Origin of the sequence: Fibrivirga algicola (assembly GCF_011742925.1) — a bacterium.
Lineage (GTDB): Bacteria > Bacteroidota > Bacteroidia > Cytophagales > Spirosomataceae > Fibrella > Fibrella algicola.
In genome coordinates this window covers 215,105-230,511 of record NZ_WAEL01000003.1, presented here as the reverse complement: position 1 = coordinate 230,511, position 15,407 = coordinate 215,105, and the positions used below count along the sequence as shown (strand labels likewise).

Sequence of the window (15,407 nt, the reverse complement as noted above, 5' to 3'; positions counted from 1 at the left end):
ATGAAAGAAGAAACGGAAGAAATAAAATGGCTCGAAGAGGAGCCTGAAGAGACACTTTCTGTGAACCCACGGAAGTTCATTCTCTGGTTGTTCATTGTAAGCATTCTGATGCTGTTTGCCTCATTTACAAGTGCCTATCTTGTGCGTAGGGCAGAGGGTAACTGGTTGGAGTTTACTGTGCCAGCTATCTTCGGTTATAGCACCGTTGTGTTGATAGTGAGTAGTATCACTATGCACTGGGCCTATTTGGCTGCTAAAAAAGACAATTTCAACGCGCTAAGGATAGCTATATCTATTACTTTTGCGCTTGGAATGCTATTTCTGTACATGCAGTTTCAGGGATGGGCTGAGTTGGTTCAGAACAACGTTTACTTTGTTGGCAATCCAGCTGGATCGTTCATCTATGTCTTCACAGGCATGCATGCGTTTCACTTAATCTCAGGATTGATAGTATTAGTGTTTGCCCTTAGGGCAGCTTTTAAATTACGAATACATGCCAAGTCGCTTGAACAGGTACAGGTGGCTTCGACATATTGGCATTTTCTGGATGTGCTCTGGATCTACCTGTATTTCTTTTTACTTTATTTCCATTAATCAGCTCACGGACGCATGGCGGCTACAGCAACAACTGACGAGTCAGTAGTATTCGATAAGAAAGCCTGGATGGGGGGCGTTGAACCCATGAATGCCAGTTATGGTAAACTGATGATGTGGTTTTTCCTCATATCAGATACATTTACTTTTTCGGCATTGTTGGTTACCTATGGTCTGATCCGGTATAGCTATCCAGCTTATGATCCGAGTATTCATGGTACTCCATTCCATTTTTCGAATATTTATTGGCCTATTCCGGATCAAGTGTTCAATGCGTTTCCATTTTTTCATGGTTCGCAGTTGCCTCTAGTATTTGTAGGTCTGATGACATTCATTCTCATTTTCTCGTCAGTTACGATGGTATTGGCGGTAGAGGCTGGTCATCGTCGCGATCGCCAAGATGTTGAGAAGTACATGCTTTGGACGATTCTGGGCGGAATTGCTTTTTTAAGCAGCCAAGCTTGGGAATGGTCTCACTTTATACATGGAACAGAAGAAGGAAATACAGTTCGTGAGTTGGTAAGCGGTACATGGGTTGAGCGGACTATCTTTGGCGCAAACCTGACAGAGAATCAGTATGGTCCTCCAGCCTTTGCTGATTTGTTCTTCTTTATCACAGGTTTTCATGGTACGCACGTATTATCAGGTGTTATTTTGAATATCCTGATTTTTTATCGTACATCGACTGGAATGTATGAGCGACGTGGGCATTACGAGATGGTCGAAAAAGTAGGTCTTTACTGGCACTTTGTCGATCTGGTTTGGGTCTTCGTCTTTACGTTCTTCTACCTCGTTTAATCGCTTTCCTCTACGACAATGGCAAATACACCATATACCGACAATCATGGCGGAACCGACGTGGCTCCACCACCTGCTAATACCAAACTGATTTGGCGTACATTCATCATTTTGTGCGTTATAACAGCATTTGAATTTCTAATTGCATTTACGATGACGGCCGGTCCATTGCGGGTCTTCATCTTTGTAGGCATGACGATTATTAAAGCTTTTTATATCGTGGCCGAGTTCATGCACTTGAAACACGAAGTAAAAAGCTTGATCTGGGCTATTATGCTTCCAATCATTTTCATTATCTGGTTGCTTATCGCTTTGATGTATGAAGGCGGCTCGATTTTCCAATTGAGATAACCAATGAACAACTTCCGCAAAGCCGGGACTCTCATCGTAACGTTGATGGTCCCGGCTTTTGCGTACATAATGCTTAGAGCATGTACGCAGAATCATTACACATTACCCAGGTACATACCGGTAATTGATTCTACAAATGGGTCGCCGGTTATGCATAGTATCACAGGCTTGAATGGTGAGACGCAACAGGATACACTCTATAGACATGTTCCTGGTTTTTCCCTAATTGACCAGGATAGCCAGGCCGTTGACCAGACAATCATCAAGGGAAAGATCCACGTGGCTGATTTCTTTTTTACACGTTGCGGCACTATTTGTCCCATATTACAATCAAGCTTGAGTAGGGTGCAGGAAATTTTTAAGGAACGTGATGATCTGGCGTTTTTGTCATATTCGGTCGATCCTGAAAATGATAAACCAAAGCAGTTGAAAGCTTATGCAAAGAAAGTAGGTGCTAAAGCTGGAACGTGGTATTTTCTGACAGGAGATAAAGCGCAGATCTATAATCTGGCTCAACGAGGCTACTTCTTACCCGTTGTTGATCACGGAGTTAGTTACGGGAAACCAGACGAAACTTTTATACATAGCGAAAAGTTGGTTTTAGTAGATAAGGAAGGAATCATCCGAGGTTTCTACGACGGAACGGACAAAAAAGACGTTGATCGGCTTATTGCTGAAATCCGGGTGCTTTTTGACATCTATAGCAAGCAGACGTAACACATGGAAACCACCACAGTACTACAAAAAGAGAAGAACGCTAACCGTCTTATCAATGTCGTGTCGATAGCCATCCCAGTGGTTGTTGCATTGATACTGGGTATCCGACAAAAATTTGAGCTAGGTACCTGGACAACGTACCTGCCACATATTAACGGTGTAATCAATTCACTAACATCGGTGTTATTAGTCGTAGGATATTATTTTATTCGTCAGAAGAATGTAGTGGCTCATCGGCGAACTATGACAGCTGCATTTACACTTGGTGCCTTCTTTCTGGTCGCCTACGTACTGTATCATATTTCAAATGAATCAACGTCGTTTGGCGGCGAGGGATGGGTACGTCCGGTATATTACTTTTTGTTGATCTCGCATATTGCCTTGTCAGTTGTTGTGTTGTGGTTTGTGTTGAGAGCTGTCTACTTTGCCCTAACCAAACAATTCGTTCTACACAAGAAAATGACACTTTGGGCATTACCAATCTGGCTATATGTAAGTACTACAGGTGTGATAGTCTATTTAATGATTAAGCCTTATTACACACATTAATCAACGTAACAAGCAAATGAAGAAGTGGGGATGGGTAATCGTAACTGCACTATTTATGTGCTTTGGGCCTGACGTACTGGCTCAATGTGCTATGTGCCGGGCTACTGTTGAGAGTACCGTAAGCAACGGGCGTAGCGTAGTCGCTTCAGATTTAAATTTCGGAATTCTATATCTGCTGGCAGCACCTTACCTAATTGTAGCTGGAATTAGTTACATGTGGTATCGCACTAGTAAAAAAGAACATGCCCAACGTATCAAAATTTCAAGCCGTGTCAAGGGGGCTTTGTCCCAGATGTAGGCAGGGTAAGATCTTTCAGACTCCGCTATACGCTCCAATAGGCTTTGGCAAAATGAATGAGTTTTGTCCACACTGTAAGTTGCGTTTTGAAGTAGAGCCTGGGTATTTCATTGGTGCTATGTACGTCAGCTATGCATTCTCAGGTGGGCTTGCCCTAGTATTGGGCTTCTTGCTATTCTACGTAGGAAACAATCCGGCTGGTTGGGTGTATTCACTGGTCATATCGATTGCTGTCGTGTTAATATCTGCTATAAACTTTCGATTATCCAGAGTTATCTGGCTGCATTACGTAGCTGGTATAAAGTATAATCCCAACTTATAAATAGCATGCAAACTAAAAATCCCGATCTATACAGGTCGGGATTTTTAGTTTGCATGCAACCTGAATAAGGGGAAATGCATCTTGCTTGTAAATGAAGTAGATAATGGCTCTCTCTATCCCATACTACCTGTCGGAAAGTCAATTGGTAGTTGCGTTGCAACGGGGAGAGGCACGTGCGCAAAAGATTACATATGAGCGCTATGCAACCAAGATGATGGCTGTGTGCCTTAGGTACGTTGCCAATCAGGCCGACGCAGAGGATGTACTGATTGAATCGTTTATGCGTGTATTTGAACGGGTAAGTCAGTATAGAAATGAAGGGAGTTTTGAAGGCTGGGTACGCCGAATTATGGTTACGGAGTCATTGATGTTTCTCAGGAAAAATAAGTCACTACGTAAGGAAATACCAATTGACAATGTAGTAGAGGAGCCGGACTACCAATGGGCAGATGAAAATCTTCAGACAGACGATCTGCTTCGCTTGGTCGCTCAACTTCCCGACGGTTATCGAACTGTATTTAACCTCTACGCCATCGAAGGATATTCACACGCTGAGATTGCTGCCTTAACGGGTATAAGTGAGGGAACCTCTAAGTCGCAACTGTCGCGGGCAAGAGCCTTGTTACAACAAAAAGTCAGAACGCTTGAAGCCGATAGTAAATCGGCATCGATATATGGAAAAGCAGCCAGTTGATGATCTCTTTGCCCGAAAGTTGCGTGAGGCTGAAGCGCCTGTTAGCCCCGATGTTTATAATCAGCTGCAACATCGTTTAGGTGCTAAGCCTTTACCAGTCCGCCGTCGGCCAGTTGGAATGTGGTGGTATGTAGGATACGCGGCTTCTGTGGTAACAGTGATTTGGTTCTTAATAGCGACAGAAAAGTCAGAAGAACAGATAAGCGAATCACTAACAAAAAAACAGTTACCGGCGAAAACGGAGCTCAACGCAAAAGTTGAGACAAGGCCAACTGCCCGTACGGTTACCTCATTACCACATACCAGTGGGGGTGTAACCGACAGCAACGTGAGTGGAGTGGCCGCAACGTACCCAGATTACGAAGAAGATAAACAGGTAAACAAAAGGAGGGCTGTCGAAGACGCTCCGATAATGGCGCGTAAGTCTACTGAGCAGGCAACCGGAATTAAACCACTAGAAATTCAACAGCCCACGGATAAGCCAGTACTGGCTGCGGCCCCAACTGCTGCTATTAGTGTCGATCAGATTTCTACTAGAAAGAAAGCGGTTGAGCGGACTATTGTGTTGACTATTGCTGAACCACAGGTTGAAAGAACACTGGGACTTACCAGAGAAGAAACGACAGCCGATCCTAAAGCTCATGCAAATGGCTTGACAGGACTATTTGGAAAATTAAAACAGTTGAAAAATGGCGAAGTGATGGCAAATGCTTCATCAGCGACTGATCAACCCAGTCAGAAGACTCGATTCGGCCGCGTCTTCAACGAAGTGAAAGAAAGTTTAAAGAATGAAACAACACTAGAATAATGAAAACGCTCCTCCTATCCGCCTTTCTGCTCCTAAGTTCACTGTGTGCTATATGTGCGCCGGCAGACTCTCTCATTATCCGATTTGGCACAAAAGGGCGCATTGCAGTTTATGCGCCTACTAAAGATCAGCTGAAAGGAATTACTAGATATGACCTTAATCGCATTGTTCGCGATATGGTCACTAAGCTGGATTCTGTGCCTGAAGGGCAAGTATACGCAATTGATGCCACTAGTGGCCAAGGCTACTTGGTGACTAATGATACGCTCGTTGTAGTACAGAAGTCCAAAGGAAAAGTTACAGTAACCGTAAAAAGTGATGGATCAGACACAACAGACATCTACAAAAAAGATGGCACACGCGTATACAAAGTCAGAAGAGAAACCAATTCGAGCCGCAATAATTGGAAGGTAAACACTGATTTTCACCTTGGCTTAAATACTTGGGCGGGTGGCCCGGGTGTACAAACTTTTGGAGGGAACTCCTATGAGCTAGATCCTCTAGGATCGCGCTACTTTGCCATCAGTGCCACTCAGAATCCGGCAATTGTACGAACCAGCCGATTCAAACTTGGTATCCGCTATGGCCTTCAGGTTGCCTGGAATAACTTCATGTTTCAGGAGGGAGTTGTAGTACGTAGGGGACCTGATGCTGTTTTGTTTGACCCTTACCCAACACCACTCACTAAAAGTAAACTCACGGTTTGCAATCTGGAAATTCCTGTGATGCCGCAATTTTCGTTCTACAACAGTAGTAAAAAACGTGCATTCAACATTGGCTTCGGCGGCTTCGTAGGCTACCGAATCGACAGCTATACGAAAATCAAACAGGAGAATGGCGACAAGTTTCACGACCACGCTGGTTTTTACTTAAATAATCTCCAATATGGTGTCCAGGGTACCATTGGATTGGCCAACTTCAACTTCTTTGTAAAATATAATCTAAATACCAGCTTCCAGGATGGAAGAGGGCCTACGGTACATCCATTAAGCTTTGGCATAACGATTTAGCAAAGAAAAATACAAGCGAGTAAGCCTCATTAGTGTACGCTGGTGAGGCTTACTTATGCGAAAGAGAAAAGATTTTTTAGCCAGGTTGTTGACAAAGGATAAAAACCGTGTAATTTTGCAACTCCAAACTGAGAAGCAGGGCGGGCATTGTTCTTTTTAGATTGACTTGGGGAGTTTCCAGAGTGGCCAAATGGATCAGACTGTAAATCTGCTGGCGTACGCCTTCGGAGGTTCGAATCCTCCACTCCCCACCATTTAAGTAAAGTAAGCGGGAGTAGCTCAGCTGGTAGAGCGATAGCCTTCCAAGCTATAGGTCGCGAGTTCGAACCTCGTCTCCCGCTCAACGACGTACCTGGAACTGGCTTTGCATTTGATCTAACTCGTCAAGTTCAATCTGGTTTCTTTTCGATTACACTGTACTTGCCTTCTTAGCTCAGTGGTAGAGCACTTCCTTGGTAAGGAAGAGGTCGTCGGTTCAAATCCGATAGAAGGCTCTAAGCTGCCAGATGTTGCTCTGTTGAGGCGGCTTTGATAAGGTGCTCTGAAAAGAGCACTTTTTGCGTAAGGGCAAATCAACTAACACTAACTATAGTTAACTAAAGCGTTTTTAGACATGGCAAAGGAGAATTTTGACCGCTCGAAACCGCACGTCAACATCGGTACGATTGGTCACGTTGACCACGGCAAGACGACGCTGACGGCAGCAATTACGAAAGTACTCGCCGGGAAAGGTCTGGCGGCAATGCGGGACTTCTCGTCGATCGATAATGCCCCCGAGGAAAAAGAGCGTGGTATCACGATCAACACCTCACACGTAGAATATGCGACGGCTAACCGTCACTACGCACACGTTGACTGCCCAGGCCACGCTGACTATGTGAAGAACATGGTAACGGGTGCCGCTCAGATGGACGGTGCTATCTTAGTAGTTGCCGCAACTGATGGCCCAATGCCACAGACTCGTGAGCACATCCTGTTAGCTCGTCAGGTAGGTGTACCCCAACTTGTTGTCTTTATGAACAAAGTCGACATGGTGGATGACCCAGAACTGCTTGAGCTCGTTGAGATGGAAATCCGCGAACTGTTGAGCTTCTACCAATTTGATGGCGACAACATTCCAGTTATTCAGGGTTCTGCTCTGGGTGGTCTGAATGGCGATGCTAAGTGGGTTGGTACCATCGAAGAATTGATGGATGCCGTTGACTCATTCATTCCTCTGCCTCCACGTATGACGGATCTGCCGTTCCTGATGCCCGTGGAAGACGTTTTCTCGATCACAGGTCGTGGCACAGTAGCTACAGGTCGTATCGAGCGTGGCGTGATCAACTCAGGCGAGCCTGTTGAGATCCTGGGTATGGGTGCTGAAAACCTGAAATCAGTTGTAACTGGTGTTGAAATGTTCCGGAAAATTCTGGACCGTGGCGAAGCTGGTGATAACGTAGGTCTGCTGCTCCGTGGTATTGAAAAAACTGATATCCGTCGTGGTATGGTTATTTGCAAGCCAGGTTCAGTAACCCCACACGCTAAATTCAAAGCCGAGGTATACGTACTGTCGAAAGAAGAAGGTGGCCGTCACACGCCATTCTTCAACAAGTACCGCCCTCAGTTCTACTTCCGTACCACTGACGTAACGGGTGAAATCGTTCTGCCAGCTGGTGTTGAGATGGTAATGCCTGGTGATAACATCACTATCGAGGTGACCCTAATCAGCAAGATCGCTATGGAGAAAGGTCTTCGTTTCGCTATCCGCGAAGGTGGTCGTACGGTAGGTGCCGGTCAGGTGACCGAAATTCTCGACTAATTGATTGATTTTTAAACAAGTGCATCTCTCTGCAGGGATGCACTTGTTTTTTGATCTCTTTTTACGATCTTTGCAGTCCGAAATCAGAAGCCCTGACTTCGGTGCTGAGCAAAAGTTGACCAGATTGATTCTGGTAAATGTCAGCTAATGTTCAGGTAAGTATACACGGGTGTAGTTCAAGGGTAGAATAGCGGTCTCCAAAACCGTTGATGGGAGTTCGAATCTCTCCACCCGTGCCAATCTTGACAAACGATGGAAAAGGTAACCACCTTCCTCAAACATTCTTGGGAAGAAGTTCAGCACAATGTGACCTGGCCTAAGTTCAGTGACTTACAGGCTAGCTCATCACTGGTACTGATCGCTTCACTGATTTTCGCGCTTATGGTCGGCCTGATCGACTATTTGTTCGAGAACGGCCTGAATTTGTTCTACCAGTCATTCTAACTCGTTGTTTGGCCGTTCGTTTGTTATAAGATTCAACAAACAGACAAGCAAACAGACAAACAGCTTTTACGTATGGTCAACGGTATCAATTGGTACGTTATCCGCGCCGTTTCAGGGCAGGAGAAGAAAATAAAATCGTATCTGGATAACGAAATCCATCGGCAACAACTCATGGAGATCATACCCCAGGTATTGATTCCATCTGAGAAGGTATATGAGATGCGAAATGGTAAGAAACGTATTCGCGAGAAATCGTTCTTTCCAGGCTACATCCTGATCTCGGCTGATCTGTCTAATGCGCGCGCGCTGGCACTTATCACTACGATGCCAGGCGTTATTGGTTTTCTAGGCAATACAGGCTCTGGAAACTCAAAAATTCCCGTTCCACTCCGGGAAGCTGAAGTTAATCGCATTTTAGGTAAAGTAGAAGAAGAAACGCAGGAGGCCGCAACGCCAACTATCGCGTATCTGAAAGGCGAGTCAGTGAAAGTAGTCGATGGACCATTTAGCGGTTTCATTGGCACAGTGGAAGAAGTGTTCGACGATCGAAAGAAGCTAAACGTAGTTGTGAAAATTTTTGGTCGGAGTACACCTGTTGAATTGAGTTACGCACAAGTAGATAAAGAGAACTAACAAATCGTTAGTGCTCACGCCCATGGGTCGATGCTTCCCATCGAGACACCGGGCAACCAACCAGTCCGCTGGCAGTTAGTGAGTGTTATGTCAGGTATGACACTGATTTGGCAACGAGTTTGCTGCACATGACTTGTAAATAAGTATTAACAATGGCAAAAGAAGTAGCTGGCTACGTTAAGTTGCAGGTAAAGGGTGGCCAAGCCAACCCGTCGCCTCCGATCGGTCCTGCGCTGGGTTCCAAGGGTTTGAATATCATGGAGTTCTGCAAGCAGTTCAATGGCCGTACGCAGGATAAGATGGGCATGGTCTTGCCGGTACTGATTACGTACTATAAAGACAAGTCGTTCGACTTCGTCATCAAGACCCCGCCTGCACCAATTATGCTGATGGAAGCTGCTAAACTGAAAGGTGGATCAGCACAGCCAAACCGGAACAAAGTTGGTTCGGTTAGCTGGGATCAGGTGAAAACCATCGCTGAGACGAAAATGCCCGATCTGAATTGCTTCACGGTTGAATCAGCCATGAAGATGATCGCCGGGACGGCTCGTAGCATGGGTATCACAGTTTCAGGTGTAGCCCCTTGGGATAATTAGCAAACTTGCCTTAGGCATCTTAACGACATCATGGCAAAGTTGACAAAGAAACAAAAAGAAGCGCAGGCGAAGTATGATGCTACGCAGGTGTACTCACTCGAAAAGGCTGCTGAAATCCTGAAAGAGATTTCATATACCAAATTCGACGCTTCTGTAGACATCGACGTGCGTCTGGGCGTTGATCCGCGTAAAGCAGATCAAATGGTTCGGGGTGTGGCTACATTGCCACACGGCACAGGTAAAACGGTACGGGTTCTGGTACTTTGCTCTCCTGACAAGGAAGCTGAAGCGAAAGAAGCTGGTGCAGATTATGTAGGCTTAGACGATTACATTCAGAAAATTGAACAAGGCTGGACTGACGTAGACGTGATTATCACGATGCCGACAGTAATGGCTAAAGTTGGTCGTCTGGGTCGCGTTTTAGGACCACGTGGTCTGATGCCGAACCCTAAATCGGGTACGGTTACGCTAGAAGTAGGTAAAGCGGTGAAGGAGGTGAAAGCTGGTAAGATTGACTTCAAAGTTGACAAAACCGGTATCATTCACACCAGCATTGGTAAAGTATCATTCAGTCCTGAGAAATTGGCTGAGAATGCGCAGGAAGTAATTTCTACGCTGGTACGTCTGAAGCCTTCTTCATCAAAAGGAACCTACGTGCAGACGATCTATTTGTCAAGCACGATGAGTCCTAGTGTTAGTATTGATAAAGCAACCGTTGCCGGACTGTAAACGATGACAAGAGAAGAAAAAGGCGCGATCATTGACGACCTGAGTCAGAAGTTCCAGTCTATTCCGTATTTCTACATTACCGATGCCAGCGGCATGTCGGTAGCTGAGACCAACGATTTACGTCGTCTCTGCTTCGAACGGGGAATCGAATACGTAGTAGTGAAGAACACCTTGATCAAAAAGGCGCTCGAAACGGTAGAGAATACGGATTATTCATCATTCGATGAGGTGCTTAAAGGATTTTCAGGTGTTATGTTTCACCCAGAAAACGGTAAAGCAGCTGCTCAACTGATTAAAGACTTCCGTAAAACCAACAAGAAACTGCAATTGAAGGGTGCTTCAGTTGACTACAGCCTATTCGTTGGTGCTGATCAATTAGATACGCTCATCAACCTGAAGAGCCGTACCGAACTCATCGGCGATATTATTGGTCTGTTGCAATCACCTGCCAAGAACGTGGTATCTGCGCTCACGAGTGGTGGTGGCAAACTGGCTGGTATCCTGAAAACGCTGTCGGAGCGCGAAGAAAACTAAGCCCGACAATCATTTTTTCAATCAATCTTGTAACAACTTAATTTCCAATACAAAAATGGCAGATTTGAAAGCGTTCGCTGAGCAGCTTGTAAACCTGACGGTTAAAGAAGTAAACGAGCTGGCTGCTATCCTGAAAGATGAGTACGGCATCGAACCTGCAGCTGCAGCTCCAGTAATGGTAGCTGGTGGCGGCGGTGGCGAAGCTGCTGCAGCGCCTGTTGAGAAAACGTCATTCGACGTTATTCTTAAGTCGGCAGGTGCCAGCAAGCTGGCCGTTGTGAAACTGGTGAAAGACCTGACAGGTCTGGGCCTGAAAGAGGCTAAAGAACTGGTAGATGGTGCTCCTAAGCCTGTTAAAGAAGGTGTAGCGAAAGACGAAGCTGAAGCCCTGCGCAAGCAACTGGAAGAAGCTGGTGCTGAAGTAGAAGTTAAGTAAGCATACTGTCGTTCTACGATACTCCAAGCGGAAAGAGGCCTGGCTGCACGTCAGGTCTTTTTCCGCTTGGAGACTTTTTATCTATATACGTCGTCCGTAAAAACTATTTTTTACCGGACGGTGTTGCTTTTTTACGCCCTTTTATTTACGTTACCAGATTTTCGTAAGGCAAAAGGGCGTCTTAGTATAGAATCAGTCGCTCAACTAAACGCAGAAGAGCCTTGGCTACAAACGCTAAAAACACCAACACACGCAAGAACTTTGCGACGATTCAGCCAGTACTTGAATACCCTGACTTTCTGGATATTCAACTGAAATCATTCCGCGACTTTTTCCAGTTGGATACTCCTTCAGACAGCCGTTCGCAGGAAGGACTGTACAAGGTATTTCAGGAAAATTTCCCGATCTCTGACTCCCGCGAGAATTTCAAGCTGGAATTTATCGATTATTCTGTTGATCCCCCAAAATATTCGGTCGATGAGTGTATCGATCGGGGATTGACTTACTCAGTGCCCCTCAAAGCTAAGCTTCGTCTGTCGAACAGTGATCCCGATAACGAGGATTTTGAGACAATCGAGCAGGAAGTATTCTTGGGTAACATCCCTTATATGACTGCAAAAGCGTCGTTTGTGATAAACGGAGCTGAACGTGTCATTGTTTCGCAGTTACACCGGTCACCAGGTGTGTTCTTCTCAATGAGCAAACACACTAACGGAACGAAGCTGTATTCCGCTCGGATCATTCCGTTTAAGGGCTCATGGATAGAGTTCTCGACGGACGTTAATAATGTCATGTACGCCTATATTGACCGGAAGAAGAAATTCCCGGTTACGACGCTGTTACGGGCAATCGGTTTTGGCTCCGACAAAGACATTCTGGATCTGTTCGGTCTGTCAGAAGAGATAAATGCAACACCGGCCAGCTTGAAAAAGGCAATTGGTCGTCGGTTAGCAGCACGGGTGCTACGTACCTGGACAGAAGACTTCGTTGATGAGGATACCGGTGAGGTAGTTTCGATCAGCCGTAACGAAGTGTTGCTGGAGCGGGACTCGGTAATTGGCGCTGAAGATATTGATACGATTACAGAGTCAGGTCAGAAATCAGTCATCCTGCATAAGGAGGATATGAATGTGGCTGATTACAATATCATTTATAACACACTTCAGAAAGACAGTTCAAACTCTGAGAAAGAAGCCGTAGAGCAAATCTATCGCCAGCTTCGGAATACAGAGGCACCTGATGAACAGTCGGCCCGTGAAGTCATTCAAAGTCTGTTCTTCTCTGATAAACGGTATGACCTGGGCGACGTAGGCCGGTACCGGATTAATAAGAAGCTGGGTCTTGAAGTAGCACTTGATACGAAGGTATTGACTACTCAGGATATCGTGTCGATTGTGAAGTACCTGATCGGTTTGATCAATGCGAAAGCGGTTGTCGATGATATTGACCACTTGAGCAACCGCCGGGTACGTACCGTAGGTGAGCAGTTATACGCCCAGTTTGGTGTTGGTCTGGCTCGTATGGCCCGAACTATTAAAGAGCGGATGAACGTACGAGATAACGAAGACTTCAAACCGGTTGATCTGATCAATGCGCGTACGCTGTCTTCGGTGATCAACTCGTTCTTCGGTACAAACCAGTTATCGCAGTTTATGGACCAGACGAATCCGCTGGCCGAAGTGACGCACAAGCGTCGCATGTCGGCACTCGGGCCAGGTGGTCTGTCGCGGGAACGGGCAGGTTTTGAAGTACGTGACGTACACTACACCCACTACGGTCGGTTGTGTACGATCGAGACGCCTGAAGGACCAAACATCGGTCTGATTTCGTCGCTTTGCGTATTTGCGAAAGTAAACAGCATGGGTTTCATCGAAACGCCATACCGGATTGTAGAAAACGGTAAGGTACCTGATAAGCCAGTGATGTACCTGACGGCTGAAGAAGAAGATACCCATTACATTGCGCAGGCCAGCTCGGCGCTTGATGCGAAGGGGAATTTTAAAGTAGACCGATTGAAAGCGCGTTTCGAAGGTGACTTCCCAATTTCGGAGCCATCGAGCGTGTCATTCATGGATATTGCGCCTAACCAGATTGTATCGGTGGCTGCGTCGATGATTCCGTTCCTGGAACATGATGATGCTAACCGTGCCCTGATGGGATCGAACATGCAACGTCAGGCTGTACCACTTCTCCGTCCGGAGGCCCCAATCGTGGGCACTGGTCTGGAAGGACGTGTTGCCGTTGACTCGCGTGCATTGGTTATTGCAGAAACGGATGGTATAATTGACTTTGTTGACTCAACCAAAATTGTAGTTCGCTACAATCTGGATAAAGACACGGGTCTGGTTACGTTCGATGAAGACATCAAAACGTATAACCTGATCAAGTTCCGCCGGACTAATCAGGATACCTGCATCAACTTAAAGCCTGTTGTGTTGAAAAACCAGAAGGTGAAGAAAGGTGATGTGCTTTGCGAAGGCTACGCTACGCAGAAAGGAGAACTGGCGCTGGGTCGTAACATGAAGGTTGCCTTTATGCCATGGCAGGGCTATAACTTCGAGGATGCTATCGTAATTTCTGAGCGTGTTGTGCGCGAAGACATCTTTACGTCGATCCACATTGAGGAGTTTGAACTGGAGGTACGTGATACGAAGCGGGGTGAAGAGGAATTAACCTCAGAAATTCCAAACGTATCGGAGGAAACCGTTCGTAACCTGGATGAGAACGGTATCGTCCGCGTAGGTACTGAAGTGAAAGAAGGCGATATCCTTATTGGTAAGATTACACCGAAAGGCGAGAGCGATCCGACACCGGAAGAGAAACTACTCCGTGCCATCTTCGGTGACAAAGCCGGTGATGTGAAGGATGCCTCTAAAAAGGCACCACCTTCATTGAAAGGCGTTGTTATCGATACCAAATTGTTCTCACGTCCGTCGAAAGAAGACCGTGGCAAGCATAAGGAGGAATTGAAGGTGCTGATGAAGAAGTATGGTCGTGACCTGGTTGCGTTCCGTACTCGCGGCATCGACAAGTTGGTCGAACTGCTGGATGGCAAAACCAGCCAGGGCGTTAAGCACCGGTTTGGTGATGAGATCATCAGCAAGGGCACGAAGTTCAACCGGAAAAATATTACGGATAACCTGTTCCCGGACAAAAACCCGTATCGCGACGAAAGTGGCTATTCGGTACCGGAAGAGGTGAACCTGATGGCTGACCTGGTGTTGGAGAACTGGACCGAAGACGAAGCAACCAACGCGTTGCTGGTGAAACTGGTTAAGAACTACAACACACGCCGGAACGAGATCTCAGGCCGTTTCAAGCGGGAGCGTTTCACCCTCGAAGTGGGTGATGAGCTGCCAGCGGGTATCGTTAAACTGGCCAAAGTCTATATCGCCAAGAAGCGTAAGCTGAAAGTAGGTGATAAGATGGCTGGTCGTCACGGAAACAAGGGGGTAGTAGCCCGTATCGTTCGTGATGAAGACATGCCATTCCTTGAAGATGGAACACCCGTTGATATCGTTCTGAACCCACTGGGTGTACCATCCCGGATGAACATTGGTCAGATCTATGAAACAGTATTGGCCTGGGCCGGTCAGAAACTGAACCGGAAGTACGCAACGCCGATTTTCGACGGTGCAACGGAGCAGCAGGTATCTGACGAACTGACAGAGGCAGGATTGCCCGAGTTTGGCCGGACGTACCTGTACAATGGTCTGTCGGGTGAGCGTTTTGATCAGAAAGTGACAGTGGGTATCATCTACATGTTGAAACTCGGTCACCTTGTTGACGACAAGATGCACGCCCGTTCGATCGGACCCTACTCGCTTATTACGCAGCAGCCGCTGGGTGGTAAAGCACAGTTCGGCGGTCAGCGGTTTGGCGAGATGGAAGTGTGGGCGTTGGAAGCTTTCGGAGCATCGAATATCCTGCAAGAAATCCTGACTGTTAAATCAGATGACGTAGTAGGCCGTGCAAAAGCATATGAGGCTATTGTAAAAGGCGAGAACATGCCAAAGCCGAATATTCCAGAATCATTCAACGTACTCGTTCACGAGTTGCGCGGTCTGGCACTTGAAATTACTTTAGAGTAAAG

General features: G+C 46.3%; 18 protein-coding genes and 4 tRNA genes. All 22 read left to right on the top strand.

Features of this window, described 5'->3' with window-relative positions; genetic code table 11:
- The 22 genes from F7231_RS09490 to rpoB all read left to right on the top strand — a co-directional run bounded on the left by F7231_RS09490 (position 1) and on the right by rpoB (position 15,405).
- Positions 1–594 carry a cytochrome c oxidase subunit 3 gene (locus tag F7231_RS09490; RefSeq protein WP_166691730.1) on the top strand — a complete coding sequence of 198 codons (594 nt, stop codon included), beginning with the start codon at positions 1–3 and terminating at the stop codon, positions 592–594.
- Positions 595–609: 15 nt separating this feature from the next.
- Positions 610–1,392: a cytochrome c oxidase subunit 3 gene (locus F7231_RS09485; protein WP_085410826.1), complete on the top strand. Its 783-nt coding sequence runs from the start codon at positions 610–612 to the stop codon at positions 1,390–1,392.
- An 18-nt stretch (positions 1,393–1,410) separates the two neighbouring features.
- Positions 1,411–1,743, top strand: coding sequence for a cytochrome C oxidase subunit IV family protein (locus F7231_RS09480; protein ID WP_085410825.1), 333 nt, complete (start codon positions 1,411–1,413; stop codon positions 1,741–1,743).
- 150 nt (positions 1,744–1,893) lie between these two features.
- Positions 1,894–2,460 (top strand): SCO family protein, encoded by a 567-nt coding sequence (locus tag F7231_RS09475; protein ID WP_229365016.1) that lies wholly within the window; start codon positions 1,894–1,896, stop codon positions 2,458–2,460.
- Between the two features lie 3 nt (positions 2,461–2,463).
- A complete protein-coding gene (locus F7231_RS09470) occupies positions 2,464–3,009 on the top strand; it encodes a DUF420 domain-containing protein (RefSeq protein WP_166691729.1) in 546 nt (181 codons plus the stop codon).
- A 16-nt stretch (positions 3,010–3,025) separates the two neighbouring features.
- Positions 3,026–3,307: a CAMCR motif-containing small membrane protein gene (locus F7231_RS27905; RefSeq protein WP_085410822.1), complete on the top strand. Its 282-nt coding sequence runs from the start codon at positions 3,026–3,028 to the stop codon at positions 3,305–3,307.
- On the top strand, positions 3,252–3,629 hold the full coding sequence (locus F7231_RS09465) for a DUF983 domain-containing protein (protein WP_085410821.1): 378 nt from the start codon (positions 3,252–3,254) through the stop codon (positions 3,627–3,629). The genes F7231_RS27905 and F7231_RS09465 overlap by 56 nt, the downstream gene beginning before the upstream one ends.
- 103 nt (positions 3,630–3,732) lie before the next feature.
- Entirely contained in the window at positions 3,733–4,323 is a 591-nt protein-coding gene (locus F7231_RS09460; RefSeq protein WP_166691728.1) for an RNA polymerase sigma factor, read from the top strand.
- The gene (locus tag F7231_RS09455) at positions 4,304–5,131 is read left to right on the top strand and encodes a hypothetical protein (RefSeq protein WP_166691727.1); all 828 of its coding nucleotides are present in this window, start codon (positions 4,304–4,306) and stop codon (positions 5,129–5,131) included. The genes F7231_RS09460 and F7231_RS09455 overlap by 20 nt, the downstream gene beginning before the upstream one ends.
- Positions 5,131–6,141 carry a hypothetical protein gene (locus tag F7231_RS09450; RefSeq protein ID WP_166691726.1) on the top strand — a complete coding sequence of 337 codons (1,011 nt, stop codon included), beginning with the start codon at positions 5,131–5,133 and terminating at the stop codon, positions 6,139–6,141. Before F7231_RS09455 ends, F7231_RS09450 begins: the two co-directional genes overlap by 1 nt.
- Positions 6,142–6,309: 168 nt before the next feature.
- A tRNA-Tyr gene (locus F7231_RS09445) sits at positions 6,310–6,395 on the top strand.
- 14 nt (positions 6,396–6,409) lie between these two features.
- Positions 6,410–6,482 (top strand) — tRNA-Gly (locus tag F7231_RS09440).
- Between the two features lie 81 nt (positions 6,483–6,563).
- Positions 6,564–6,635 (top strand) — tRNA-Thr (locus tag F7231_RS09435).
- A gap of 119 nt (positions 6,636–6,754) precedes the next feature.
- Entirely contained in the window at positions 6,755–7,942 is a 1,188-nt protein-coding gene (tuf, locus tag F7231_RS09430; protein WP_085410817.1) for an elongation factor Tu, read from the top strand.
- 165 nt (positions 7,943–8,107) lie between these two features.
- Positions 8,108–8,181 (top strand) — tRNA-Trp (locus F7231_RS09425).
- A gap of 13 nt (positions 8,182–8,194) precedes the next feature.
- Entirely contained in the window at positions 8,195–8,386 is a 192-nt protein-coding gene (gene secE, locus F7231_RS09420; RefSeq protein WP_085410816.1) for a preprotein translocase subunit SecE, read from the top strand.
- Positions 8,387–8,458: 72 nt separating this feature from the next.
- Complete coding sequence (nusG, locus tag F7231_RS09415) at positions 8,459–9,019, top strand: transcription termination/antitermination protein NusG (protein ID WP_085410815.1); 561 nt, start codon at positions 8,459–8,461, stop codon at positions 9,017–9,019.
- A gap of 152 nt (positions 9,020–9,171) precedes the next feature.
- Positions 9,172–9,615, top strand: a complete 444-nt coding sequence (gene rplK, locus F7231_RS09410; RefSeq protein ID WP_085410814.1) for a 50S ribosomal protein L11 — start codon at positions 9,172–9,174, stop codon at positions 9,613–9,615.
- A gap of 30 nt (positions 9,616–9,645) precedes the next feature.
- On the top strand, positions 9,646–10,344 hold the full coding sequence (gene rplA, locus F7231_RS09405; protein WP_085410813.1) for a 50S ribosomal protein L1: 699 nt from the start codon (positions 9,646–9,648) through the stop codon (positions 10,342–10,344).
- A gap of 3 nt (positions 10,345–10,347) precedes the next feature.
- Positions 10,348–10,878, top strand: coding sequence for a 50S ribosomal protein L10 (gene rplJ / locus F7231_RS09400; RefSeq protein ID WP_085410812.1), 531 nt, complete (start codon positions 10,348–10,350; stop codon positions 10,876–10,878).
- Positions 10,879–10,933: 55 nt separating this feature from the next.
- Positions 10,934–11,314, top strand: a complete 381-nt coding sequence (gene rplL, locus F7231_RS09395) for a 50S ribosomal protein L7/L12 (protein WP_085410811.1) — start codon at positions 10,934–10,936, stop codon at positions 11,312–11,314.
- 221 nt (positions 11,315–11,535) lie between these two features.
- Positions 11,536–15,405, top strand: a complete 3,870-nt coding sequence (rpoB, locus tag F7231_RS09390; RefSeq protein ID WP_166691725.1) for a DNA-directed RNA polymerase subunit beta — start codon at positions 11,536–11,538, stop codon at positions 15,403–15,405.
- Positions 15,406–15,407: the final 2 nt, after the last annotated feature.